Genomic DNA, 21354 nt, shown 5'->3' on the forward strand with positions numbered 1-21354 from the left:
CCGACCCGCGCGGCTACCGTGTCCGGGTGGATCTCAAGCTCTTCGGCGAGGTCTTCGTGACCCTGCTGGTGATCGTCGACCCGCCCGGCATGATGCCCATCTTCCTCGCGCTCACCGGGCCGCTGGCCGCGCGCGACCGGAACCGGGCCGCCTGGCAGGCCGTCGCGCTGGCGCTCGGGGTCATCGTGGTCTTCGCCGTGGCCGGCCAGACCCTCCTGGCCTACCTGCACGTCGACCTGCCCGCGTTGCAGGCCGCCGGCGGGCTGCTGCTGATCCTCGTCGCGCTGGAACTGCTCACCGGCAAGTCCGACGACCCGAACCAGCAGGCCACCTCCAACATCGCCCTGGTGCCGCTGGGCACCCCGCTGCTCGCCGGGCCGGGCGCCATCGTGGCCACCATGCTCTTCGTGCAGCGCGCCGGCGGGCTCACCGACTACCTGGCGATCGCCGCCGCGATCGTCGCCGTGATGCTCGCCGTCTGGGTGGTGCTCCGCTTCTCCGGCGGCATCGTCAAGGTCCTCCGCCCGGGCGGCATCGAGGTGCTGACCCGGATCGCCGGTCTGCTGCTGGCCGCCATCGCGGTGCAGCTCATCGCCGACGCGGTGGCCGCCTTCGTGACCCAGTACGTCACCATGCGCTGAGCGACGCCCGCCGGTGCGCCCGGTGGGTCGACGGGCCGGGCGGCGGCCTGCCGGGGCGATGGCGGGCCGGGCGGCGGCCTGCCGGGGCGATGGCGGGCCGGGCGGCGGCCTGCCGGGCGCGCGCTGTCGTACCGGGGTGGCAGGATCTCAGGCGTGCGACGACCCTCCCCGACCGGACGACCCACCGGTGGCCGGCCGCCCCGCCCCCGCGCCGAGCAGGCCGAGCAGCTCGGCTTCGAGGGGATGCCGGAGCGGCTCTTCGTCTGCACACCCAGCAAGCTCGGCGCGTACGCGGACTGTCCCCGCCGCTACCGCTACTCGTACGTGGACCGGCCCGCCCCGCCCAAGGGGCCGCCGTGGGCACACAACTCGCTCGGCGCCAGCGTGCACACCGCCCTGAAGAACTGGTACGCGCTCGCCCCGGACCGCCGCCGCCCCGAGGTGCTGGCCACGCTGCTCAAGGGCACCTGGGTGCGCGAGGGCTACCGCGACGACGAGCAGGAGCGGGAGGCCTACCGCCGGGCGCTGTCCTGGCTGGAGACGTACGTGGCCGGCCTCGACCCGGCCGACGAGCCGGTCGGGGTGGAGCGGGTGGTCGCGGTCAAGACCGCGGTGCTCGCCTTCAACGGGCGCACCGACCGGATCGACGCCCGGCCCGGCCCGGACGGGCGGCCCGAGCTGGTGATCGTCGACTACAAGACCGGCCGCACCGGGCTGGACGCCGACGACGCGCGGGGCTCGCAGGCGCTGGCCCTCTACGCGTACGCGGCCGAGCGGGTGTTCCGCCGGCCGTGCCGCCGGGTCGAGCTGCACCACCTGCCCACCGGCACGGTCGCCGCGCACGAGCACAGCCCCGAGTCGCTGCAACGGCAGCTCACCCGGGCCGAGGAGACCGCCCGGGACATCATGGCCGCCGAGCGGGCGGTGGCCGACGGCGGCGACCCCGACACGGCCTTCCCGGCCGAGCCCGGCCCGCGCTGCGGCTGGTGCGACTACCGGCGTACCTGCCCCTCCGGGGCCCAGACGCCGGGCAAGGACCCGTGGGCGGCCGTCGAGCGTCCCGCCGAGCCGCGCGTCGACGGGAGCTGACCGGCCCGGCCGCCGCCCCGGCCAGCGCCGACCCCGCCGCGCCCAGGCGAGGTGCCGGCTGATTCAGGCGGCGGTGAGACGGGCGGCGCGTTCCTTCGCGGCCTGCTGCACCGGGCCCTCCCGGTAGCGGCGCGGCAGTGCCGCCAGGGCGAGCCGCAGCGCCCGCACGCTCAGGTCGGCGGAGAGCTCCGTGGTGGGCAGGCCGAGGCCGCCGTACAGCCGGCGGGCCCAGGGCGGCAGCAGGCCGAGGGCGGTGGCGGCGATCCCCAGGTACGCCCAGCGCGGCGGCCCGAGGTGCAGGCCCAGCCGTACCGGCAGGCTCAGCTTCCAGGGGATCGGCGGGGCGGTGAGGAACAGCGCGGTCTCCGCCGCCTCCTTCGTCATCCGCAGCTCGCCCTGGATGTCCCGGTAGTAGTCGGCCACCTCGGCGGCGGTGCCCGGCACGTCGGCCGGGTCCAGCCCGACCAGGGCCGCGGCCCGCCGTTGCTCGGTGTAGTAGCCGTCCACCTCGGCGTCGGTCAGGGCCAACCCGGCCCGGCGCGCGGTGCTGACGAACGACTCCACCTCGGCGACGTGCACCCAGCGCAGCAGGTCGGGGTCGTCGATCCGGAACTCGTCACCGGTGATCGGGTCGCGGGCCCGCATCCGGGCGTGCCGCGTCCGCAGCCGGCGGCCGGCCGCCTCCGCCTCGGCGCTGGTGCCGTAGATCGTCGTGCCCACGTAGGTGGCGGTCCGGATCAGCCGCCCCCACGCGTCGGTGCGGTAGTTGCTGTTCTGGGCGACACCGGCCATCGCCCGCGGGTGCAGCGCCTGGAGGTAGAGCGAGCGAAGGCCGGCCACGATCAGGATCGGTTCCTCGTGCACCTTCCACGTGACCGATCCCGGACCGAACAGACCGAGGTCATCGGAGGAGTCCACCGCCCAAGCGTGCCACGCCCGTCGGGCGGAGTCAGTCGTCGGCGGAGCGGCGGGCCTGGCAGGTGGGGCAGAGGCCCCAGAAGGTCACTTCCGCCTCGTCCACCTCGAAGCCGTGCGAGGTGTTCGGGTCGAGGCAGGGGGCGCTGCCGGTGGCGCAGTCCACGTCGGCGATCACGCCGCAGCCCCGGCACACCACGTGGTGGTGGTTGTCGCCGACCCGGGCCTCGTAGCGGGCCGGCGAGCCGGCCGGTTCGACGCGGCGCGACAGCCCGGCCCGGGACAGCGCGCCGAGCACGTCGTAGACCGCCTGGGTGGAGACCGAGTCGAGGCGTTCCCGCACCCGGCGGGTGATCTCGTCGACCTCGAGGTGACCACCGGCGGCGAGCACGTCCAGCACGGCGAGGCGCGGTCGGGTGACCCGCAGGCCCCTCGACCGGAGCAGTTCCTCACCCCTGGACATGCAGCAATGACAGCACGTGGCGCATCGACCGACAAGCGGCGTGCGGCCCGGGGTGGCCCCGACCACAGGTCGGATCGGCCGGCCGGTGAACCGGTCGGGCCGGCGGTGCGTGTCATGGGGCGTCAGCGGATTGTCGATCACATCGACGTACGCTGACTGGCCAGGAAGCCGCATCAACTGCCGGAGGGTGTCGGTGTTCAAGGAGATCAACGGTCTGCCGGGTCACGTCCTGGTGATCCACGCCGTCGTGGTGCTCGTCCCGCTGCTGGCGCTGTTGGCCTCCGGCTACGGGCTGGTGCCGCGGTGGCGTCCGCGCCTGGGCTGGGCCGTGCTGGCCCTGTCCGTGGTGACCCCGATCGTGGCCTGGGTGGCCACCGAGTCGGGCGAGGAACTGGAGGAGGTGCTGCGCGGCCGGGGCTACCCGCCGGAGGGCCTCCAGAAGATCCACGAGCATTCCGAGTACGGCGACACGCTGCTCTGGTTCACCGTGGGTCTCGCCGTGGCGGCCCTGGTGCTGCTGGCTCTGACCAGCCGGAATCCCCGGATGACCCGGCTGCCCTCCTGGCTGACTTGGCTGGTCACCGCGGTGGTGCTGGTGCTGTCCGTGTTCGCCCTGGTGTACGTCTACCTGACCGGTGACAGCGGGGCCCAGATGGTGTGGAGCAACATCGTCTGACCGGGCGGCCGTTCCGTCTGAGCGGCGGCCGGTCGGGTGGCCGTCAGAACAGCACCCGCGAGCAGAGCAGGCAGACCAGGACCACCAGCACGACCGCGGCGAACCCGCCGAGGCCGTAGGTGACCCGTTGCGCCTGCTGTTCGGCGTGGTCCATGGCGGCCATGTCCTGCGGCGGTAGCCGCCGGGGCGGTGCGGGCTGCACGTACAGCGGCGGCCGCCAGCCCGGCGGCGGCGGGACGCTGGCCGGCGGCCCCGCGTAACGACCTCCCTGTCCGCCCCCGGCCCAACCCCCGTCGGGCTGCCCGCTGCTCGCCCAGCCCGCGTTCGGCTGCCCGCTGCTCGCCCAGCTGCCGGCCGGAACGCCTCCGCCCGGCTGCCCGCCGCCCGGCCAGGCACCGGCCGGGCCGGTGCTCGCCGCGGGCCGGGCCCATCCGCTGTCGCCGGTTGCCGCACCGGAGCCGCGCGGCTGCGGTTGTGCGCCGCGGGCCCAGGCCTCGTCCACCGGTCCGGACCTGCCGACCCAGGGCTGGTGCGGCTGCCCGCCGGTGGCTCCGGCACCCGCGGCGGCCGGGCCGGCGGGACGGGAAGTGTTCTGTGGCGCGCCCTCCGCCGGACGGGACCAGCGAGTGTCGGGACCGCCAGCGGGGCCCTGGCCCGGGTCGGGCTCGTCGGCCGGCCCAGGGCCTCCAGCCGGGCCGGGGCCTCCAGCCGGGCCGGGGCCTCCAGCCGGGCCGGGGACTCCAGCCGGGCCGGGTCCGCCGGTCGGCCCGGGGTTCGCGGCGGGAACGGGTCCGTCGGTCGGCCCGGGGTCCGTGGCTGGGACGGGGCCGTTGGCCGGGCCGGGGCCGTCGCCGCGCAGGGTCGGGTCGGGCACGTTGTCGGGCCGGCCCGGGGCCGGGTTCGCGGCGCCGGCGAGACCGGCCGGCTCGTCCGGGGCCGGGCGTCGCCAGATCTCGTCCTCGGGGCTGCCACCGCTCGGCGTCGTCACGCCGACCGACGCTACCAACGCCCGCGCCACCCGACCCGCCGGACGCGACGGGCAAGTCGCTCGTGGCGGGGCCGCCGGTCGCCGTCGTGCGAGAAGGCCTCGGTGCCGATCCGCCAGATCCAGGCACCGTCGGAGTCGTTGGCACACCGGCCACACCGGCTGGCCGGCGCAGGCCCACCCACCGCCCTGGCCGTACTGCCAGCCGAGCCGGTTCGTCGGGCAGGCCGCCACGCGCCGGTATCCTTGCCGCTCGTGAGCGATCCCGGCATGCGTGACGACGACGACCGCGTGGTCGACCTCAGCGACGACTTCGTGGTGCTGCCCGAGCAGACCACCGACGACACCGACCGTGGCTGGGGCGAGCGCCCCGGCGGCAACGACGACTGGCTGCTGGCCGAGCGCCCGCCGCACTGGGACTGACCGGGCTCCGGACTGGCCGGGGCTCCGGGCTGGCCGGGGCTCCGGGCTGGCCGGGGCTCCGGGCTGGCCGGGGCTCCGGGCTGGCCGGGGCTCCGGGCTGGCTGGGCTCCGGACTGGCCGGGCTCCGGGCTGGCGGGCGGCCAGAGATCCACTCGGGTTGCCGCAAACCGGCCCTTCACCGACCCGTGATGCCCCGGTCTGCCGCAACCGGCGCGACTGGCTGAGGCCACGATCGGCCGGTGCCGAGGCTGGCCGGCCATGGCGTCAGCCGCGGACCACGACGGCGAAGCGGCTGCCCTCGGGCACACCGACAACCCGCTGCGCCTGCTCGGGCCGGAGCGCCAGGTAGAGGGCGGAGGAGCCGTCGGCCGCCCCGGCGGCCCCGACCACGTCGAGCACCAGGGCCCGGGGGGCGAGCAGGGTGGCCGCGCCCGGCGCCCCGCCGGCCGGCACGACCAGCAGGTCCACCCGGGCCCCCGGGTGCAGCACCGCGAGCGCGGCCGGCTCGGCGAGCCGGACCGGTACGCCGACCGAGCCGCTGGGCAGCGGCAGCGCCCCACCCGGCTGTCCGGGACCGGGGGCAACCGATCCGCCGCGGGGGGCCGTCGGCTCCGGCGATCGACGTGTCGTGGCCGGGGCGCCCGGGGCGGTGCCGGGCGGCGGGCAGCCGGCCGGGGTGGTGAGCACGGTGGCGGCCAGGCCGAGCAGCGCGGCGACCAGCGCCACCCGCAGCAGGGTGCCGCCGCGGGGCAGGCCGCGCCAGCGCACCGGCCGCAGTGATCCCTCGCCCGCCACCCGCGCCCCTTCCGCCGCCAGAGTCCGACGCCGGCAGGCTAGGCACGCCCGGGGTCAGCCCGCCCGCGACCGTCCACGGCCTGTGGACAACCCGGCACCCTGTGGACAACGCCCGCCAGGGGTGCCGCCGTGCTATCCGCGCCGGCCACACAGAACTGTCCGTCCCGGGCGGAACGGCCACCGTCGGTCAGCGTTGTCCGGCGTGCAGAAGCGGCCGTCCCGGGCGGAACGGCCACCGCCGGTCAGGGCGGTGGCTCGGGGCACGGCGCACAGAAAGTGGCCGTCCCAGGCGGGACGGCCACTTTCGTCAGCGCTGAGGGCTTCGAGTCAGGACGAGCTGCTGGAACCGCTGGCCGCCGGGGCCTTGGCGGACGAGCCGCTGGTCGAGGTCGAGCCGGACGAACCGCCGGTCGACGACGAGCCGGACGAACCGGACGAGCCGGTGCCGGACGACGACTCCGAGGCGGCCGGCTTGGCGGTGGTGCTCGCCGCCGTGTCGGAACCGGACGAACGGGAGTCCGTGCGGTAGAAGCCGGAGCCCTTGAACACGATGCCGACGGAGTTGAACAGCTTGCGCAGCCGCCCCTCACATGCCGGGCACTCGGTCAGCGGCTCGTCAGAGAACGACTGCACCGCCTCGAGCTGGTGGCCGCACGCGGTGCAGGCGTACTGGTACGTGGGCACGTTCTCCTCCGGATCTGGCACGGCCGGTTGGCACTCGACTTATCCGAGTGCCAATGGTGCGTCATCGGACCCGGGTTCGTCCAGCGGAAGAGCCTCGTCCCACATCTGGGAATGTCACCAGCCCATCGACCGGCGTGACGGCGGCGCCGACCGGCCGGTCGTGCGGCTCGGCGGGTACCGCCTCGACCAGCTCGCCGTCGTGCAGCAGCGCCACGGTCGGGGTGGCCGTCGGCACCCGGGCCAGTGCCCGGTCGTACGAGCCGCCGCCCCGGCCCAGCCGGCGGCCGTGGCGGTCCACGGCGAGGGCTGGCAGCACGACGAGGTCGGCGCTGCCGATCGCGGCCGGCCCCAGCCGGGGCCCGGTCGGCTCGCGCAGGCCCCGACCGGCCGCCCGCAGCGACGCCGCGTCGGTGTAGGCGGCCCAGTCCAGGTCCAGGTCGTCGCAGAGCACCGGGAGCAGCAGCTCGGCCGCCGGCGGCAGGGCGGCCCGGAGCACCGCCGGCAGGTCAGCCCCGCCCGGCTCCGAGGAGACCGGCACGTACGCGGTGATCCGGGTCGGGGCGAGCCGGCGTACCAGAGAAACCAGCGTGGCCTGGACGCGCGCCGCCGCCTCCGCGCGGGCCGGTGCGGTCAGCGACCGGCGGCGGGCGAGCACGACGATACGCAAATCCCGTTTCGCCTCATGCGTCACATCCGCTCCATCAGAAAATTCCGGCACGCAACACTCCTGACGCAACGCTTGCCTCCCGGTCACTCTGTGCCAGCATCGCAGGAGGGGCGCGGAACTTCCGGGGGGAAGCTTGACGCTACGCGGGCGGTTGACGGCAGCCTTCCTCGCGGTGGTGCTCGGCCCCGTCCTGCTCGGCGCGTTCTTCGTCGGCTCCACGATGACCACGCTGGACCGCAGCCGGGCCACCGAGCGGCTGGGGCTGGCCGCCGCCGCGGTACGTACCTCCGTCGACGCGCTCTGCCAGCAGCTGCGCGCGGCGGCCGACGCGGTCGCCCTGGTCACCGATCCGGCCGCCCGGGCCCGTGCGGCCGACCAGGTGGTCGGCCGAGGGCTGGCCGGGGCCGTGCGGATCACCGACACGGCCGGCCGGACCAGCTACGCCACCCCCGGCGGCCCGGGCGCCCCCTGGCAGGACTGCGCCGGGGCCGCGCCGGCCGGCGGGCCGGTCCGCGCGCTCGCCGTCCGGGTCCAGTGCCGCGACCCGGCCGGCGTGGACCTGGGCACGGTCGCCGCCGCGCAACCGGTCGACCCGGCCTTCGTCGCCCGGCTCGCCGCGGTGACCGGCGTGGGGGTCACCCTCCTCGACGACGCCGCCGGCGCCGAGCCGGTCGGCCACCCCACCGAGACCCCGGGGGTACGCGAGGCGGTGCTGGCCGCCGCCCGCAGCCTCGACGGGGATCAGGTGACGGCGACCAGCGACGGCCGGTACGTGCGCCGGGTCGGGCCGTCCCCGGGGCAACCCCTGCCGCTGGTCCTCTCGGTGCCCGACGAGCGCCCGCCCGGCCTGTACGCGGCCCTGGTCGGCGCGGTGGTGCTGGCCGCCCTGCTCGCCGTGGCGGCCGCCTGGCGGCTGGCCCGGGCGACCACCCGCCCGCTGGTCGAGCTGGCCGGCGCGGTGGACCGGGTGACCGACGGTGATCTGACCGCCCGGGTACCGGTGCGCAGCCGGGACGAGATCGGCCGGCTGGCCGGTGCGTTCAACCGGATGACCCGGGAGACCGGGAGCTATGTGGCCGCGCTGACCACCAGCCGGGACCAGTTGCGCGGGCACCTGGCGGTGCTCGGCGACACCCTGGCCAGCACCCACGACCTGCAACGCATCCTGCGGGTGATCCTGCACAGCGCGATCGCCGCGACCGGTGCCCGCTCCGGGGCGGTGCTGCTGCTCGACGGCGACGGCGTGCTGGTCGGCCGCTGCGTCGAAGGCCTCGGCGGGGCCGACCCAGCCGACCCGGCCGACCCGGCCGATCCAGCCGGCCCGGCCGACCCGGCGGACCTGGCCGATCCAACCGGCCCGGCCGGCCCAGCCGACCCGGCGACGCTGCGGGTGCCGGTGGGGACCGGCGTGATCGGCACGGTGGCCGCCACCGGGGAGCCGCTCTGCGGCCGGTGGACGCCGGACGACGTCCCGACCGGCGAGCCGGCCTGCGAGACGTACGTGGCGGTGCCGTTCGCCGCGCCGGGGGTGACCGAGCTGGGCGGGCGCGGGCCCGAGCGGCCGGGACACCCGCCGGCGTTCGGCGACCCCGACCCGCCCGGCTCCGGCGCGCTCGGCGTGCTGGTCCTCTACGACCGGGTGGGCGCCGCCGGATTCGACGAGGACGACCTGGTCACCCTGCGCACCTTCGCCGGCCACGCGGCGGTGGCCGTGGAGAACGTCCGGGTGCACGAGGAGGCGCAGCGGCTGTCCCTCACCGACCCGCTCACCGGGCTGTGGAACTACCGCTACCTGCGCGAGTCGATCCGGCGCGAGGTGGAACGGGCCAACCGGTTCGGCCGGATGCTCAGCGTGCTGGCCCTCGACCTGGACCGGTTCAAACACGTCAACGACACCTGGGGGCACGCCGCCGGCGACGCTGTACTGATCGAGTTCGCCCGCCGGGTACGCGGGGAGATCCGCGAGGTCGACCTGGCGTTCCGGCACGGCGGCGAGGAGTTCGTGGTGCTGCTGCCGGAGACCGACGCCCGGGGCGCCACGATCGTGGCCGAGCGGCTCGGCGCGGTGGTCCGGGACCAGCCGGTGCCGGTGGACGGGCACGGCGGGGAGCCGGTCCGGGTGGCCGTCACGGTCTCCATCGGCATCGCCGTCTACCCGGACCACGCCGCCACCGGCCAGCAGGTGCTCGACGCCGCCGACGACGCCCTGTACGCGGCCAAGGCCGCCGGCCGGGACGGCTACCGGCTGGCCCGCCCGCCGGATCCGGCCCCCACCGAGGAACTTCCGGTGGTGGCGGTGGCGCTCAGCCCGCCCGACGGGCTGCCCCGGGCCGGTGCGCCGGACCCCGCCGCGGCGGGGCAGGGCGGCGCGTCTTCCGGTCCTCACCCGCCGCGGCAGAGCCGTGGCCGATAGTCTCGCGGCATGTCGGAGCACTCATCGAACCCCTCAGCGACCGCCGCGACCGGTCGCGCTCGCGCGGTCAAGGCCGTCATCCCGGCCGCCGGCCTGGCCACCCGGTTCCTGCCGGCCACCAAGGCGGTTCCGAAGGAGCTGCTGCCGGTCGTGGACCGGCCGGTGCTGCAGTACATCGTCGAGGAGGCCGCCCAGGCCGGCCTGACCGACGTGCTGCTGATCACCGGGCGTGGCAAGACGTCGATGGTGGACCACTTCGACCGCCGGCCCGACCTGGAGGCGCGGCTGGAGAGCAAGCCCGAGGTGCTGGAGGCGGTACGCCGCCCCGAGGAGCTGGCCGAGATCTACACCTGCCGGCAGCCCGAGCAGCTCGGCCTCGGCCACGCCGTCGGGTACGCCGAGTCGCACGTCGGCGACCAGCCCTTCGCGGTGCTGCTCGGCGACGAGTTCGTCAAGCTGGACGAGCCGCTGCTGCCGGCGATGCTGGACCTGCAGGCCCGCACCGGCGGCATCGTCCTGGCGTTCTTCGAGGTCGACCCGGCCGAGACCAAGCGGTACGGCATCGCCTCGGTGGCGCCGGCCGAGCCGGAGTTCCACGACATCGCCGAGGTCGTCAAGGTGACCGGCATGGTGGAGAAGCCCAAGCCGGAGGAGGCGCCCAGCAACCTCGCGGTGCTCGGCCGGTACGTGCTCCCGGGGCGGATCTTCGACGCGATCCGGCGCACCGAGCCGGGCAGCGGCGGCGAGATCCAGCTGACCGACGCGATGGAGATCCTGCGCAACGAGGGGGTGCCGGTGCACGCCATCGTCTACCGGGGCACCCGCTACGACACCGGCATGCCGCTGGGCTACCTGCAGACCGTCGTGCAGATCGCCTGCGAGCGGGACGACCTGGGCGCCGAGTTCCGCAAGTGGCTGACGGAGTTCGTCAACCACGGCGACGAGACGGTCACCTCCGCGATCCTGAACGGGGTGCGCAACGCGTCGGGCGGTCCCAATACATGACCGCGACGGCCGACGCCGAGGCGGCCGCGAACGAGTTGACGCCGCTCGCCGACTACCTGGGCAGTGTGCTGCGCAGGTTACGCGCGCTGCCTCCGCTCGACCTCGACCTCACCCAGGCGTACGGCAACGTCCTCGCCGAGGACGTGGTCACGCCGCACTCGTATCCCGCCTTCGACCAGGCGGCGGTGGACGGGTACGCCGCGCGCTGGGAGGACATCTCCGGAGGGAGCCGGGGGCCGGGCTACGTCCCGGCCCCCTCCGGTATCCCCGGTGGGCGCAGCATCCGGCTGAACGTGGTCGGCGACCTCGGCGCGGCGAGCTGGCGACCGGTCCGGCTGACCCCCGGCTCCTGCTTCTCGGTGGCGGCGGGCGCCCCGCTGCCGATCGGCGCCGACGTGGTGGTCCCGGTGGAGTGGACCGACCAGGGCATGGCCGCCGTGGAGATCTTCCGCGCCCCCAAGCGCGGGTACGGCCTGCGGCGCGCCGGTGAGGAACTGCCCGCCGGCACCCTGCTCGCCCGGGCCGGCACGTACGTCTCGCCGGCCCTGGTCGCCGTCTTCGCGGCCACCGGCATCGGGCACGTGGTGGTGCGGCCCAGCCCGCGGGTGGTCATCGTGGCCACCGGCGACGAACTGGTCGACGTCGGCCGAGCCAGCCAGCCCGGCCAGGTGGTGGACACCAACTCGCACGCCCTGACCGCCGCCGCGGCCGAGGCCGGCGCGCTCGCGTACCGGGTGGGGATCTGCGACGACGACCCGGAGGCGTTGCGCGGCCTGCTGGAGGACCAGACCCTGCGCGCCGACCTGATCATCACCACCGGCGGCACCGGCACCGGCCCGGGTGACATGGTCCGCCGCATCCTGTCCCGACGGGAGGGCGGCCGGGCCGGGCCGGTCACCTTCACAGAGGTGGCGCTCTATCCCGGGACGGCCCTCGGATTCGGTACGGTCGGCGCCGAGGAGGTGCCGGTGGTGTGTCTTCCCGGTGAGCCCGGCGCGGCGCTGATCGGCTTCGAGGTGCTGGCCCGGCCGGCCATCCAGCTGCTGGCCGGCGCCGAGCCGGTGTTCCGGCCCAGCGTCCGGGCGCACCTGCTGGAGACGGTCTCGTCCCCGGTGGGGTTGCGCGAGTTCCGCCCGGCGCACGTGGCCGAGCGGCGCGGCGGCGGGTACACCGTCCAGCCGCTCGCCGGCGGGCCGTTCACCCTCTCCGGCCTGGCCGAGGCGAACGGCCTGCTGGTCCTCGGCGAGCGGGTGACGACCGCCGCGGCGGGCTCCACCGTGGACGTGCTGCTGCTGGACCGGCGCCGGTGAGCGCGAGGAGTGAGCTTGCGAGCCCCGCAGTCGCGAACGGACGGGTAGCCCGGTGATGTTCCGGCGCCCGCCCGGATGGCCCGCGGTGCTGATGGACGGTCCGGTGGTGCTGCGGCCGTACCGGCGCTCGGACGCGGTGGCCTGGTCGGAGATCCGGCGCGCCAACCGAGACTGGCTGTCGCCCTGGGAGTCGCACGTCCCGGGCAGTTGGGACGAGCTGAACTCGGCGACCGCGTTCCGCTTCGTCCACGCCGACCAGCGCCGCTCCGCGCGGACCGGTGAGGGCCTGCCGTTCGCGGTCTGCCTGCGCGAGGACGGCCGGGAGCGGCTGGTCGGGCACCTGAACGTGGGCAGCATCGTGCGCCGGGCGTTCTGCTCCGGCTACATCGGCTACTGGGTGGACTCCCGGGTGGCCGGTCGCGGGGTGATGCCGACCGCGGTGGCCCTCGCCGTCGACCACGCCTTCGGCCCCGGCGGGCTGCACCGGGTCGAGGTGAACATCCGGCCGGAGAACACGCCGTCCAAGCGGGTGGTGGAGAAGTTGGGCTTCCGCGAGGAGGCGTATCACGTCCGCTACATGCACATCGACGGCGCCTGGCGGGACCACATCGGATACGCGATGACGAGCGAGGAAGTGGTCGCCGAGGGCGGGCTGCTGGCGCGGTGGCACCGCGTACGTGACAGTCGAGGGTGAACCGTCCCACCCGCCACGCCCGGCGCGGCGTCCGGTGAACGAGGTCGGCGGCCCGTAACCTCAAGTAACTGCAAGCTGTGGCAAGCGCTGCGGAACCGCATGATCTGCGTCGTAAACGACGGGCGACGGAACAAGTTGCGGCGATGTGGCGCTTGCCCCGAATTCGGTGACGGGAGGGGTGAGGGTGCCGACCTCGGTGCTCCTCGCCGTCCTCGCCGCCGCCGGCCTGCTCGCCCTCGCGCCGGCGCTGGTCCGCCGGTACGACGCCACCGAGCGGCTGGTGGCGGAGCGGGCGCAGTCGACGGCGCGGGTGCTCCAGCGCCACCGTCGACGGCGTACCGTGCCCGGGCGGCGACCGCTGCACCCGCCGCGACACCTCGTCGTCACCCTCAGTGAGGGTGTCGCCACGGGGAGTCTGACCAAACCGGTCTCCGCCCCGCCCGCGCCGCGCCGCTCGAGCCGCCTGCGCGCGGTCCCGCCCACCCCGGCCAGGTCCCGCCGGCGGCACCCGCCCAAGCGCCGCCACACCCCGACGGTCTACCGCCGTCGGCGGGTGCTCGCCGCCCTGCTGCTGCTCAACTTCGTCGAGTTGATCGGCGTGGTGCTGGTCAGTCCCGGGTTCTGGATCAGCGTCTCGGTGACCGGCGCCCTGCTCGTGGCGTACGTCGTACACCTGCGGCAGCGGGCCCTGCTCGAGCGCCGGCGGCGGCGCGCGGAGGCCCGGGAGGCGGCCTGGCTGGCCGCCCGGCAGGCCGAGGTCCGCCGCGAGCAGGCCCGCCGCGCCGCGGCCCGGCGGGAGGCGCAGCGCCGGCTGGCCGCCCAGCGCGAGGCGGTCCGGCGTACGGCCATGGGCCTGGACCGGCCGGCGGATCTGCCGCCTGCGGCGAGCGGCGGCTCGGTCTCCTACCGGCGGGCCGGTGGCCTGCGGGGGCGGCCCTACCAGAGCGGCCGGGGAGCTTGAGCGGAACTTTTTGGCCGGCGATCTCCACTACCCTCACCGAGATGACCTGGCAGAACTCGCACCTGATCTCGGGGGACTCTGACCAGGTCGCGGCGCGGCTGCGGGAGCTCAAGGAGCAGAGCGACGGGGAGATCGCCATGTCGGGCAGCGCCACCACGGTCCGTTGGCTGCTCGCCAACGGGCTGCTGGACGAGCTGCGGCTGCTGGTGCACCCGATCGTGGTGGGGCACGGCCACGGGCTCTTCGAGGACACCCCGACCCACCCGCTGCGGCTGGTCAGCCACGACGCCCTCAAGAGCGGCGTGCTGAACCTGACCTACGCCCCCGCCTGATCTGTCCCCTCGACCAGGCCGGTCTGTCCCCTCGGCCGGGCCGGCGGGGAGATCTTGGAAGGTTCGGGCCCCGTTGGGGGCCTTCTCCTTCCAAGATCTCCTCGTCCGGTGGGGCGATTCGCACCGGAGGGCGCGGACCTGTTAGCCTTGTCGCCGGCCCGCCCGGTGCAAGCCGGGTGGGACCGACGCTGGTACGCCAGCGGAGGGGCTGTGGCGCAGACCGGTAGCGCACCTCGTTCGCATCGAGGGGGTCAGGGGTTCAAATCCCCTCAGCTCCACCCAGTTCAAAGGCCGTTTCCGCCCGTCGGAGACGGCCTTTCGCGATCTCGTACCGCAGCGAAGCGGAGGAAGAATCCCGCAGCGCCGAAGGCACCTGCCTGGATAGGTTCCGCCGGTGATGATCTCCCAGTACGTGTACTTCGCGCTGAGTTCCAACCGGATGCCGGCCGCCGAGATCACGGCGCGGCTCGGCATCGAACCAGACGAGATTGCCGTTCGTGGCAGCCGTCTGGCCAACCCTGCCAGGCCCGCAAGCCATCGGTGGAAGATCACCTGTCGCAAGCCTGGATTGACGGTGGACGAGCAGATCAACCAGGTCGTGAGTCGGCTCTTCGACCACGCGGAACGCATCGGCGAACTTGCCGCAGAGCTGGACGCCATCGATGGAGGGCCGGCCGCGAGCATGCTGCAGGTCGTGCGGGTGTTCGAGCATCCGGACGGCGAGGAAGAAGACCTGACCGGCCCGGTCGAAGGACTGGAGAAGCTCCCCGGTCAGCACCAGTTGCTGGGCTGGCATGTCGACGCTCGGGTGTTGGATTTCCTTCGACTGGCCCGAGCGGAGCTCGACGTGGACGAGTACGCCTACGGATGAGGCCGGCGCTGCCTCAGATGACCGTTGCGGCGGTGAGGAAAAACGTGACCGCGTAGGTGAACCGGTGCGCGGCGACGGCCTCGTCGAACTGGTCTTCGAACGCGCGCGCCTCGGCCGGGTCGAGTGCGCCGCGTTGAGCGGCCGTGGCGGCCCAACTGCGCAGGCCGAGGACGTTGTCGACGGCGGTCGGGTCCCGGACCACCAGCGTCCGGGGTTCGACGGTGATGGCGACCAGGCCGTGTGCGGCGAGAAGGCCGGCATGGTGATGCGCCAGGGTGCCGTTGCGGAGGAGGACGTCGGCCCGAAATCTCAGCACGCGCCGGGCCAGGCTCTGGTCGGCGATGTCGAGTACCTGAGTGTCGTAGTCGGGGTCCGCGAGGACGATGCGGCCAGCCGGCCGGACCACCCTGACGAGTTCCGTGATCGCGGCGTGGGGATCGGCCAGGTGCTGCACGGTGCGATCGGCCCAGGCCCCGTCGAATGAGTTGTCGAGGAACGGCAGGTGATGGGCGTCCGCGACGGCGGTCCGGGTCAGGCCGCGGGCCCGCATGGCGGCAGCCATGGTGAGTGCACGGTCGAGGGCTGCCACGCTGACACCGTGCTCGTCCTCCAGCCGGGCTGCGCTTGCCCCGGTTCCGGCGCCGACCTCGAGGTAGCGACGACCAGGCGCCGGATGGAGCAGCTCACGGACCCGCCGCTGGTATGCCTGGTAGAAGGGCTCCTCGGCGAGCCGGCCCAGTACGCCGACCCACGAGTTCGGGTCCGACTGGCGGTCGACGTCGGTGAACCCATGCATGATCGTCAGCCTATCGGCGTGAAGTCGGTGGCCGGCGGGACGACAGGCGGGCAGGATGCATCGATGGTCCGAACGGCGGTGGTGAACCGGGTGCAGGATCTCTGGGTCAGCCTCGCCGGGGTCGGCACCGGCTTCCCGACAGGCGGCGTGCGGGTGGTGGTCGCTCCCGAGTCGCGGCTCTGCCCGCCGTGCTGGGCCGGCATCGTGGTGCTGGGAGACTCCGGCATCGCCACCGCGCCGGACGCTGCCACTGCCGGGTTCCTGCGCGAATCGCTCACCGGACGGCCGCTCCGGTCGGCCGTCGAGGCTGAGCGGTGGAGCGGGGAGCGCGGCGTCGTGGACGTGCTCGGTCCCGCCTCGTTGGCGTACCTCGACGAGTCGGAGTTCCGGCCGGCGACGTCGGACGCCGGCATAGCCCGCTTGCCGACCGGACATCCAGCCCTTGCCCGGTTGGTCGCCGACGTCTCCGAGGACGACGTCGGGGAGAGCGGGATCGACGAGATCACCTCAGCGGTGTTCGTCGTCCGGGACGGCGCAGGAGTGGCAGCGGCGGCGGGTTACCGCCGGTGGCCACGCTCGGTCGCCCACCTCTGCGTGCTCACCAGCGCCCGGCTTCGCGGTCGCGGACTGGCCCGTGCTGTGGCGTCCGCTGCTGTGGCGGACGCGCTTCGGAGCCAGCTGCTGCCGCAATGGCGGGCCCGCCCCGAGCCCTCCCGGCGGCTCGCTCGCCAGCTCGGCTTCCGTGAGCTCGGGGACCAGGTGAGCATCCGGATCGCGGCCCACCAGGTCGACAGCAACGGTGACCGTGGCCAGCCGGGCGGCCGGCGGCCGTAGCCGGCGGGCGGTCAGGTCAGCGCAGCCGATCGCCTACGGCTCCAGTGACGCGCGCTGCTCCTCGGGAGCCGGGGCCGGCTGGCCGTGAGATGTCCGCTGCCGGCGCCGTGCCACGCCGAACGCGTTCAGACCCACCCCCCAGATGAGCAGGACCCCGAGCCACTGGACCCAGTTCAGCGCGGTCATCTGACCGGAGAGCAGGTGCCGGACCGAGGAGTAGGGAGTCAGGGCCTGGACCGGCCGGAGGACGTCGACGGCGCCCAGCAGGAACCACAGGCCGAGCGGCAGGACGATGGTGGCGACGAACGCGATGGCGGGCCGCCGGATCAGCAGGCCGAGCCCGGTGCCGACGAACTGGGCCACCACCTGGACCAGGACGCTGCCCAGCACGACGGTTCCGAGGTGCTGCCACGGATCCTGCGCGCTCGACGTGGTCAGGGCGAGGGCCGCGCCGCACACCAGGACGCCGAACAGCGCAACGACGGCGGCGAGCAGCGCCGCGGCCAGCAGGGTGGGCGTGCGGCGGACGACCCCGGGCTGCCGCTCCAGGTCGTGGACGAGCAGGATGCCGAAGGCCGGCACCACGACGGACATCAGGCTCTGCGCCGCATCGGACAGGGTCGCGAACGTGCGATCGTCGGGCGGCCCGGCCAGGGCCAGCGCCGCGGCGGCCAGCGCCCCGAGCAGCAGGGTGACCGCGAGGAGGACCCGGCGGGCCGGCGTACCGACAGCGCGGCGCAGGGCGTGGACGGTGGACGCACCGGGGGTGTGCGGAACGGCTGGATCGGTCATGGCGCGGCCCCGTTCGATGGCGAGACCTCAGTCTCTCCGGAAAGGACGGTGGCGGCCAGGGCCGACCGAGGAAAGGCCGGCAGCGACGCCTCAGTCGTCGGCCCGCCGCGCCCGTCCTCGATCCGGGGGCGGGCGCGGCGTCCTGGACCGGGCGGGTCGGTGATCCCGCCCCGCGTCCGGCCCGAAACGTCAGCTGGTGAAGTCGTCCCGGGCGTCCCGGGCGTCCTTCTGCACGTGCTCGCCGGGCTGCTCGCCCCGGATCTCGTCCAACTCGATCACCTGATCCGCCTCGGCCCGCTCGGGCCGGTTCATGTCGCCCATCCGGGCCCGAGCCGGGCCGGCCCGGTCCTCCAGGTTGTCCCGCGCGCGTTCGGTGCTCATCGTCCCTCCCTGCCGGTGTGCGGACGCGGAGGTGTCCGCGTGGGCTCACTGCCGCGTCCCCGTCTCACCCGCGCCGAAACCAGGCCGCCGCGGCCCGCCGCTACTCCTTGGGGCGGGCCCGCAGGTGGGCGCGTTCCCCCTGCCGGCCGAAGAGGCTGAGGAACTCGACCGCCTCGGCGTCCGCGGAGCCGAACCAGTGCGGCAGCCGGGTGTCGAACTCGGCGGCCTCGCCCGGGACGAGCACCAGATCGTGGTCGCCGAGGACGAGGCGCAGCCGCCCGTTGAGCACGTAGACCCACTCGTACCCCTCATGGGTCTGCGGGTCGGGCTCGGCGGGCCGCGCGCCGGCCGGGAGGACGATCTTGTACGCCTGGATGCCGCCGGCCCGGCGGGTCAGCGGCAGCAGGGTCATCCCGTGCCGGTTGACCGGCCGCAGGTGCACCCGGGGGTCGCCGGTGGGTGGGGCGTCGACGAGTTCGTCGAGGGTGACCCCGTGCGCCTTGGCCAGCGGGAGCAGCAGTTCGAGAGTGGGCCGGCGGGCGCCGGACTCCAGCCGGGACAGCGTGCTCACCGAGATGCCGGTGGCGGCGGAGAGCTCGGCGAGGGTGGTCTCGCGCTGCTGGCGGAGGGCCCGCAGCCGGGGGCCGACCGCGTCGAGCGTCTGGTCCAGGTTGTCGTCCATGCCGTCAGTTTGCCATCTCAGCAACAACGTTTGCCAGTTTCGGGGTGCAGGTCGGATGGTTGGCCCCGGGAGGTGGTCACCGTGACCGAGCAGATCAGAGACGGGTACGACGTGGTGGTGATCGGTGGCGGCGCCGCCGGCCTGAGCGGGGCGCTCATGCTGGCGCGGGCCCGGCGGTCGGTGGTGGTGATCGACGCGGGCGCGCCGCGCAACGCCCCGGCCGAGGGGGTGCACGGGCTGCTGGCCCGCGAGGGAATGCCGCCGGCCGAGCTGCTGGCGCGCGGCCGGGCGGAGGTCCGGGGGTACGGCGGCCAGGTGGCGTCGGGCCAGGTGGCCGAGGTGCGCCGGGACGGCGACGGGTTCCTGGTGACCCTGGCCGACGGCCGCCGCACCCGGGCCCGCCGGCTGCTGGTGACCACCGGGCTGGTGGACGAGCTGCCGGACGTGGCCGGGCTGCGCGAGCGCTGGGGCCGGGACGTACTGCACTGCCCGTACTGCCACGGGTGGGAGATCCGGGACCGGGCCATCGGCGTGCTGGCCACCGGGCCGATGTCGGTGCACCAGACGCTGCTGTTCCGGCAGTGGAGCGACGACGTCACGTACTTCGCCCACACCGCGCCGCCGCTCGGCGCTGAGCAGGCCGAGCAGCTCGCCGCCCGGGGTGTCCGGGTGGTGCCCGGCGAGGTGGCGTCGCTGGCGGTCGTCGAGGACCGCCTGGTCGGGGTACGCCTGTCCGACGGCACCCTGGTGCACCGGGAGGCGCTGGCCGTCGCGGCCCGGATGGTGGTACGAGCCGACTTCCTGGCCCCGCTGGGCCTGCGTGCGGTGGAACATCCGTCGGGGATGGGCGGGCACGTCCCGGCCGACGCGGGCGGCCGTACCGAGGTGCCGGGGGTGTGGGTGGCGGGCAACGTCACCGACCCGGCCGCCCAGGTCGGCGCCGCCGCGGCGGCGGGCGCCCTGGCCGCCGCGCAGATCAACGGGGACCTGGTCAACGAGGAGACCCGCCAGGCGGTGGCCGCCCGGCGGGAGCCCTTCTCGCCCGCGGCCGAGGCGCGGGTGAGCGAGCTGGTGGCGGGCGACCGCCGTCATGGACTGTGAGGGGATGAGCGTGTCGGAGGAGTTCGGCGCGGCGTACTGGGAAGAGCGGTACCGGCACGCGGACGGGTCCGGGCACGGGCCGAACCCGCAGCTGATGGCCGAGGTGACCGACCTGCCGCCCGGTACGGCCCTGGACGCCGGCTGCGGCGAGGGCGCCGACGCGCGCTGGCTCGCCGAGCGGGGCTGGCAGGTCACCGCGGTGGACATCTCCCCGACCGCGCTGGACCGGGCGAGCCGGCGGGAGCACACCGGCCGGGTCGACTGGGTGCGGGCCGACCTGACCTCCTGGGCGCCGGCGGAGCGGCACTTCGACCTGGTCAGCGCCCATTACGTGCACCCGGCGGGTGCGCTGGAGGAACTGGTCGACCGGCTGGCGGCGGGCGTCGCCCCGGGCGGCACGCTGCTGATCGTCGGGCACGCGCCGGGGGAGTCCTCGCCGCACGCGCCGCGGTCGCACGTCACGACGGAGCAGCTCGCGGCCGGCCTCGACGCGACCGAGTGGGACGTGCTGGTCGCCGAGGTGCGGGTCCGGCCGGTCCGGCACGACGGCCACCAGACCGTGCTGCGGGACGCCGTCCTGCGGGCCCGCCGACGGTCCTGAGCGGCCCGGCGGACGGCGCAGGGGCCGTCCCCGCCGGTCCTGAGCGGGCTGGCGGACGGCGCAGGGGCCGTCCCCGGGTGGGGACGGCCCCTGCGGGGCACGCGGGACGGTCGGTGTCCGTCCGGTTCGGCGCGGGTCAGGGCTTCCAGGACCCGGCGGGCCGGAACTTGTGCTGGTACTCGATCACGCCGTTCTTGTCCTTCACGTCCAGCACGAGCTGGCCGGTGCGCTTGGTGCCGCTCGGCAGGTTGTTGCCGGCGCTGAGCAGCTTGCCGCAGCCGGAGAAGGCGCCGGAGATGCCGCTCTCGTCGCTGCCGTCCGCGCCCTTCCAGCGGAAGTAGAACGGGTTGATCGAGCCGGTGCCCTTGGTGACCTCGGCGGTCACGTCGGCGATCAGGTACATGCCCTTCTTCGGCCCGGGCATGAACTCCTGGCAGGAGCCGGTCTTGGTGCGGAAGTTGCTCAGGGTGATCCGGACGGTGCCGTCGTCGTCGTTGATGATCAGCGTGTCGCCGGGCTTCATGTTGAAGGTCTCGCCGTCGGTCTTGCCGGCGTCCGGGGTGGCCTGCGAGGCGCTCGGCGCCGGGGTGTCGTCGAACGGGCCGCTGGTGATCCCCGGGGTGGGCAGGTTCTCAATCGCGTCCTGGGTCTTCTTCGCTCCGCTGTAGAGGGCGAAGATGCCGCCACCGCAGCAGAGCAGCAGCAGGACCAGCGCGCCGACGCCGAGGCCGATCCAGAGGCCCTTGTTGGACTTCTTCACCGGTACCGGCCCACCGAACGGCTGGCCCGGGGCGGGCGGGTACGGACCGCCGGCCGGCGGGTAGGCCTCACCGGGCGCCGACGGGTACTGCCCGGGCGGCGGGTACGCCTCACCGGGGGCCGACGGGTACTGCCCCGGCGGCGGGTACGGCGCCCCGGAGGTGGGCGGCGGCGGGTAGGCGCCCGGCTGGGGCGGCGGCGGGTAGGCGCCCGGCTGGGGCGGCGGGTACGGCGCGCCGGAGGTGGGGGGCAGCGGGGCGAACGGGTCGTTCGGCTGCTGTGCCGGGTACGGGGCTCCCGAGCTGGGCGGGGGCGCGTACGGATTGTTCGGCACCGGCGGCATCGGTGCGGTGGGGAACGGCTGGGTGGGCGGTTCCTGGGGCTGCTGGTTCGGGTCCTGCGATCCGAACGGAGGCTGAGGGTGGCTCACCGTACTCCTTGGCACCTTCGAAGATTCAGTCGGGACGACGGTACAAGCCGGGGG

24 protein-coding genes and 1 tRNA gene are annotated in these 21354 nt (G+C 74.9%); 15 read left to right on the forward strand and 10 right to left on the reverse strand.

What is annotated here, in order from left to right:
• Positions 1–26: 26 nt before the first annotated feature.
• Both AB0I11_RS15890 and AB0I11_RS15895 read left to right on the forward strand, forming a co-directional pair.
• Positions 27–641: a MarC family protein gene (locus tag AB0I11_RS15890; RefSeq protein ID WP_357319890.1), complete on the forward strand. Its 615-nt coding sequence runs from the start codon at positions 27–29 to the stop codon at positions 639–641.
• Between the two features lie 243 nt (positions 642–884).
• Positions 885–1730: a PD-(D/E)XK nuclease family protein gene (locus AB0I11_RS15895; protein ID WP_357320075.1), complete on the forward strand. Its 846-nt coding sequence runs from the start codon at positions 885–887 to the stop codon at positions 1728–1730.
• A gap of 63 nt (positions 1731–1793) precedes the next feature.
• Here AB0I11_RS15895 and AB0I11_RS15900 read toward each other — a convergent pair whose 3' ends face one another.
• Together AB0I11_RS15900 and AB0I11_RS15905 are read right to left on the reverse strand one after the other, a co-directional pair.
• Positions 1794–2648: an oxygenase MpaB family protein gene (locus AB0I11_RS15900; protein WP_357319893.1), complete on the reverse strand. Its 855-nt coding sequence runs from the start codon at positions 2646–2648 to the stop codon at positions 1794–1796.
• Positions 2649–2679: 31 nt separating this feature from the next.
• The gene (locus AB0I11_RS15905; RefSeq protein WP_357319896.1) at positions 2680–3108 is read right to left on the reverse strand and encodes a Fur family transcriptional regulator; all 429 of its coding nucleotides are present in this window, start codon (positions 3106–3108) and stop codon (positions 2680–2682) included.
• Positions 3109–3301: 193 nt separating this feature from the next.
• Here AB0I11_RS15905 and AB0I11_RS15910 point away from each other — a divergent pair, with 193 nt between their 5' ends.
• Both AB0I11_RS15910 and AB0I11_RS15915 read left to right on the forward strand, forming a co-directional pair.
• Positions 3302–3784: a DUF2231 domain-containing protein gene (locus AB0I11_RS15910; RefSeq protein ID WP_357319899.1), complete on the forward strand. Its 483-nt coding sequence runs from the start codon at positions 3302–3304 to the stop codon at positions 3782–3784.
• A 1240-nt stretch (positions 3785–5024) separates the two neighbouring features.
• On the forward strand, positions 5025–5192 hold the full coding sequence (locus AB0I11_RS15915) for a hypothetical protein (protein ID WP_156313036.1): 168 nt from the start codon (positions 5025–5027) through the stop codon (positions 5190–5192).
• 264 nt (positions 5193–5456) lie between these two features.
• On the opposite strand, the gene AB0I11_RS15920 is transcribed toward AB0I11_RS15915, so the two are convergent.
• The 3 genes from AB0I11_RS15920 to AB0I11_RS15930 all read right to left on the reverse strand — a co-directional run bounded on the left by AB0I11_RS15920 (position 5457) and on the right by AB0I11_RS15930 (position 7389).
• The gene (locus tag AB0I11_RS15920; protein ID WP_357319902.1) at positions 5457–5987 is read right to left on the reverse strand and encodes a flagellar biosynthesis protein FlgA; all 531 of its coding nucleotides are present in this window, start codon (positions 5985–5987) and stop codon (positions 5457–5459) included.
• 327 nt (positions 5988–6314) lie between these two features.
• Positions 6315–6692: an FmdB family zinc ribbon protein gene (locus AB0I11_RS15925; RefSeq protein ID WP_357319905.1), complete on the reverse strand. Its 378-nt coding sequence runs from the start codon at positions 6690–6692 to the stop codon at positions 6315–6317.
• A gap of 40 nt (positions 6693–6732) precedes the next feature.
• Positions 6733–7389 carry a 5-formyltetrahydrofolate cyclo-ligase gene (locus AB0I11_RS15930; protein WP_357319908.1) on the reverse strand — a complete coding sequence of 219 codons (657 nt, stop codon included), beginning with the start codon at positions 7387–7389 and terminating at the stop codon, positions 6733–6735.
• An 82-nt stretch (positions 7390–7471) separates the two neighbouring features.
• Between AB0I11_RS15930 and AB0I11_RS15935 the strand changes: the two genes are divergently transcribed.
• The 8 genes from AB0I11_RS15935 (at position 7472) to AB0I11_RS15970 (ending at position 14924) form a co-directional block, all read left to right on the forward strand.
• A complete protein-coding gene (locus AB0I11_RS15935; RefSeq protein WP_357319911.1) occupies positions 7472–9751 on the forward strand; it encodes a diguanylate cyclase in 2280 nt (759 codons plus the stop codon).
• Between the two features lie 9 nt (positions 9752–9760).
• Entirely contained in the window at positions 9761–10756 is a 996-nt protein-coding gene (locus AB0I11_RS15940; protein WP_357319914.1) for a UTP--glucose-1-phosphate uridylyltransferase, read from the forward strand.
• The gene (gene glp / locus AB0I11_RS15945) at positions 10753–12066 is read left to right on the forward strand and encodes a gephyrin-like molybdotransferase Glp (RefSeq protein WP_357319919.1); all 1314 of its coding nucleotides are present in this window, start codon (positions 10753–10755) and stop codon (positions 12064–12066) included. The genes AB0I11_RS15940 and glp overlap by 4 nt, the downstream gene beginning before the upstream one ends.
• Before the next feature lie 55 nt (positions 12067–12121).
• Positions 12122–12760, forward strand: coding sequence for a GNAT family protein (locus tag AB0I11_RS15950; protein ID WP_357319921.1), 639 nt, complete (start codon positions 12122–12124; stop codon positions 12758–12760).
• A gap of 178 nt (positions 12761–12938) precedes the next feature.
• Complete coding sequence (locus tag AB0I11_RS15955) at positions 12939–13721, forward strand: hypothetical protein (protein WP_357319924.1); 783 nt, start codon at positions 12939–12941, stop codon at positions 13719–13721.
• A 41-nt stretch (positions 13722–13762) separates the two neighbouring features.
• Positions 13763–14053, forward strand: a complete 291-nt coding sequence (locus AB0I11_RS15960) for a dihydrofolate reductase family protein (protein WP_357319927.1) — start codon at positions 13763–13765, stop codon at positions 14051–14053.
• A gap of 204 nt (positions 14054–14257) precedes the next feature.
• Positions 14258–14331: transfer RNA gene (locus tag AB0I11_RS15965), tRNA-Ala, on the forward strand.
• 119 nt (positions 14332–14450) lie between these two features.
• Entirely contained in the window at positions 14451–14924 is a 474-nt protein-coding gene (locus AB0I11_RS15970; RefSeq protein ID WP_357320078.1) for a DUF4279 domain-containing protein, read from the forward strand.
• Between the two features lie 13 nt (positions 14925–14937).
• On the opposite strand, the gene AB0I11_RS15975 is transcribed toward AB0I11_RS15970, so the two are convergent.
• Entirely contained in the window at positions 14938–15720 is a 783-nt protein-coding gene (locus tag AB0I11_RS15975) for a methyltransferase domain-containing protein (protein WP_357319930.1), read from the reverse strand.
• 63 nt (positions 15721–15783) lie between these two features.
• Here AB0I11_RS15975 and AB0I11_RS15980 point away from each other — a divergent pair, with 63 nt between their 5' ends.
• Positions 15784–16554 (forward strand): GNAT family N-acetyltransferase, encoded by a 771-nt coding sequence (locus AB0I11_RS15980; RefSeq protein WP_357319933.1) that lies wholly within the window; start codon positions 15784–15786, stop codon positions 16552–16554.
• Between the two features lie 33 nt (positions 16555–16587).
• Here the strand turns inward: AB0I11_RS15980 and AB0I11_RS15985 are convergent, their stop codons facing one another.
• The 3 genes from AB0I11_RS15985 to AB0I11_RS15995 all read right to left on the reverse strand — a co-directional run bounded on the left by AB0I11_RS15985 (position 16588) and on the right by AB0I11_RS15995 (position 18409).
• Complete coding sequence (locus tag AB0I11_RS15985) at positions 16588–17346, reverse strand: hypothetical protein (protein WP_357319936.1); 759 nt, start codon at positions 17344–17346, stop codon at positions 16588–16590.
• 189 nt (positions 17347–17535) lie between these two features.
• Complete coding sequence (locus AB0I11_RS15990; RefSeq protein WP_357319939.1) at positions 17536–17727, reverse strand: general stress protein CsbD; 192 nt, start codon at positions 17725–17727, stop codon at positions 17536–17538.
• Between the two features lie 100 nt (positions 17728–17827).
• Positions 17828–18409: an XRE family transcriptional regulator gene (locus tag AB0I11_RS15995; protein ID WP_357319942.1), complete on the reverse strand. Its 582-nt coding sequence runs from the start codon at positions 18407–18409 to the stop codon at positions 17828–17830.
• An 81-nt stretch (positions 18410–18490) separates the two neighbouring features.
• Here AB0I11_RS15995 and AB0I11_RS16000 point away from each other — a divergent pair, with 81 nt between their 5' ends.
• Both AB0I11_RS16000 and AB0I11_RS16005 read left to right on the forward strand, forming a co-directional pair.
• A complete protein-coding gene (locus AB0I11_RS16000) occupies positions 18491–19510 on the forward strand; it encodes an NAD(P)/FAD-dependent oxidoreductase (protein WP_357319945.1) in 1020 nt (339 codons plus the stop codon).
• A 4-nt stretch (positions 19511–19514) separates the two neighbouring features.
• Positions 19515–20111 carry a class I SAM-dependent methyltransferase gene (locus AB0I11_RS16005; RefSeq protein ID WP_357319948.1) on the forward strand — a complete coding sequence of 199 codons (597 nt, stop codon included), beginning with the start codon at positions 19515–19517 and terminating at the stop codon, positions 20109–20111.
• A gap of 136 nt (positions 20112–20247) precedes the next feature.
• On the opposite strand, the gene AB0I11_RS16010 is transcribed toward AB0I11_RS16005, so the two are convergent.
• Positions 20248–21300, reverse strand: coding sequence for a hypothetical protein (locus AB0I11_RS16010; protein ID WP_357319951.1), 1053 nt, complete (start codon positions 21298–21300; stop codon positions 20248–20250).
• Positions 21301–21354 lie beyond the last annotated feature (54 nt).

Source organism: Micromonospora sp. NPDC050495, assembly GCF_040655175.1.
Lineage (GTDB): Bacteria > Actinomycetota > Actinomycetes > Mycobacteriales > Micromonosporaceae > Micromonospora.